We start from the raw sequence: 2,790 nt of genomic DNA on the forward strand, positions 1-2,790 counted from the left end.
TATACATACAGTAAGAATCTTTATATTTAAAAGGTTCGTCCATATTGAATTAAAATTAAAAAGTACCCAATTCCTTGTCTGTAAAAACACAATTAATTCCCCAGAAAGAAATGCTAGAATAAATGAAATACCAGCAATAATGCTAAAATGCTTACGGAAAATCTTTTGATCAAATGTAATTTTGTATAATGTTGTCCACGCTATAACAAGAGCTAAATAAATAAGTGCTCCTAGCCACACTGCAATACTCATAACGTGGACCATTCTAATTATAACTGCTGCCCAATTTGGATTAGTAATCCATACATGACCTGTGAAAGAAAAACTCGCAACAAGAAATCCCCAAATTAGCGCATACCATTCGTTCCCCATATGCCGCAAAGACATAAGAACTAATAATAGCAGTTGAATCATAATAATAACTGAAAATGGCGAATGAATAAGTAAACTTCCCTTCGGAATAACTGACTTATATACTATTAATTCGGCTATTAATCCTACTACAAGTATAGAGAAGAAAATCTTTTTCATATTCTTCATTCTTTGCAATATGGGAGGTAAGCTATAACGTTTTACAAACATATCGAGCCACTTTACTCCTGCTCCAATTAAAATCATTCCCTCTACAATATAGCGTAGTGTTACTATCATAACATCTGAAAATACTGAGCCACTCCCACTCGCATTTCCCTCTACCACTACATTAGTTTGTACTTCTTCTCCAATTGAAAAGGGATAGCCTCCCTCACTCGGATGTCCGTCTGCAGAAATCATAGACCACCTTACTGTGTAAGTACCATTATTTAAGTTTGGTAATTTCACTTTTAATTTTGTTGGGTTATCTAATATTTCAACCTTTGATACTTGCACTCTCTTTGCACTTGCATCTAGCAATTCAATATTAACTACATTTCCCGCAACTGGTTCACTAAAATCTGTTCCGGTTGTACTGTAAGAACCTCACCCTCTTTAGGGGTGGCTCCTACAACACTTGTATGAGCAAATACACTACTATGAGAAAATAAAAATATACTTGTACTTATTACAATAAATACTATCATTCTATAAAGCATGAAAACCTCCGTATTATTATTCTGGATGATTACCCGCGTGATCTCCTGTAGAAAACGGAGTAGTTACCCCCTCATAATTCATCATCGTATGCATTCCTTTTTCCGCATGAACGAGATGATGACAATGAACCATCCATAGTCCACTATTATTTTCCTCTAGAGCAATTTCATATTCTTCTCCCGGAAAAACATTAACTGTATCTAAGTAAATCGGACTTCCCTCCATTGGTTTACCATTTTTAGAAATAACCTGGAATGTATGTCCATGCAAATGCATTGGATGAATTTCTTCCCCCTTATTTTTAAATCGAATCTTAACTTTATCCCCTTTCTCTACTTTAATTGGTGGAATGTCAGGTGATGTCTTTCCATTAATCGTATACACCCATTTTTCTTGTCCATTTACATCTTTCACACCTTCTGCCAAATCCATATCATAGACTTTTGTAAACTTTGAATCTATCGTAAACTTGCCAACTTCTTTTTCTCCATATTTCGTAAAGTCAAACCATGGATAACTCTTTATATCAACAGGTTTTTTCGGCAAAGAACCGTTCCCAATAGTCGTCGTTAACATTCGATTCATTTTCTTAGATGGATCAACATTAATAAGTTTTACACTCATTGTTTCTGGCATTTTAAAAACAAGGTCATAACGTTGTGCAGCTCCCATCGGAAGAATTGCTTTATCTAGCTCGTCCCCACCTTTTATGTCACGACCATCTAATGCAATAATTTGAAATGGCGCCCCAACTAATGTCATTAAATGCGTATTATTCCCAGCATTAATTAAGCGAAGGCGTACTGTTTCACCTGGTTTTGCATCCAATCGTAGTTCCTCACTTGTATCATTTAATGTAAATACATCGTAATCATCTCCATCAGATAAATCTTTGAGTTGATCATTACTTGGCATCATTAACGGTCCTTCTAAAGTTTGCGCCTTTTCATTTCGAATATGATTGCTAGGATAGCTATCCCAATCTTTATCTTGTTCGCCATTATGCTTACCGGTTTTTATGGCTCCTGTTTTCCATTCATGGATCGCCACTGTATAATCCTTTTCATATTTTACAGCTGGTTTATTCGGTTCAATAACAATGGTTCCAAATAGTCCCCGCTCCGTTTGTTTTGCACCTTTTTGATGTGAATGATACCAATATGTCCCCACCTGATCAGCATTAAATGCGTATGTATATGTTTCACCTGGTTTTATAGCATTTTGCGTAACACCTGGAACACCATCTACCGCCGCAGGAACATCTAATCCGTGCCAATGGATTGTAACCGGTTCTGGTAATTCATTTTTCAAATTTACAACAATACGTTCACCTTGTTTAACTCGAATTTGAGTACCCGGTGATGTTCCATCAAAGGTCCATGCATCTACCTTTTTCCCATTTCCCAAATCTAAACTTGCTACTTTCGCCGTAATATTAAAAGTTTTTGTAACCCTATTTTCTGCATTTGAATTCGTAAGAGATGTAATTGCTTCTGAAGTAGATGTTACGTCTCTTAACTTCTTTTTTTCATTTGTACCTGGGTAATTATTAATTAAAAAATATCCGAAAATAACTAACCCTAATAGTAAGCATGCCGCAATCAATATATTTCTTAAATCGCTTTGTATAAATTCCTTTTTCATATTAGTCTCTCTTTCATTTTTTGTTGTAAACTATTAATTTTCATACGTGGATTCATTGCCTATCACCTCACA

The 2,790-nt window shown here is 35.3% G+C and carries 1 protein-coding gene and 1 pseudogene; both read right to left on the reverse strand.

Going from position 1 to position 2,790, the window contains the following annotated elements; all coding sequences use genetic code 11:
- Positions 1-1,073, reverse strand: a pseudogene (locus AB3X49_RS20745) (copper resistance CopC/CopD family protein); the annotation flags it as partial.
- Positions 1,074-1,089: 16 nt separating this feature from the next.
- The gene (locus AB3X49_RS20750) at positions 1,090-2,718 is read right to left on the reverse strand and encodes a multicopper oxidase family protein (protein ID WP_367964461.1); all 1,629 of its coding nucleotides are present in this window, start codon (positions 2,716-2,718) and stop codon (positions 1,090-1,092) included.
- Between the last annotated feature and the right edge of the window lie 72 nt (positions 2,719-2,790).

Source organism: Bacillus sp. C30 (assembly GCF_040838255.1).
GTDB classification, from domain to species: Bacteria; Bacillota; Bacilli; order Bacillales; family Bacillaceae_G; genus Bacillus_A; species Bacillus_A mycoides.

What these genes read in the sequence shown, in the direction of transcription:
- AB3X49_RS20750 (WP_367964461.1), bottom strand. Translation starts at nt 2,718, where the DNA reads ATGAAAAAGGAATTTATACAAAGCGATTTAAGAAATATATTGATTGCG.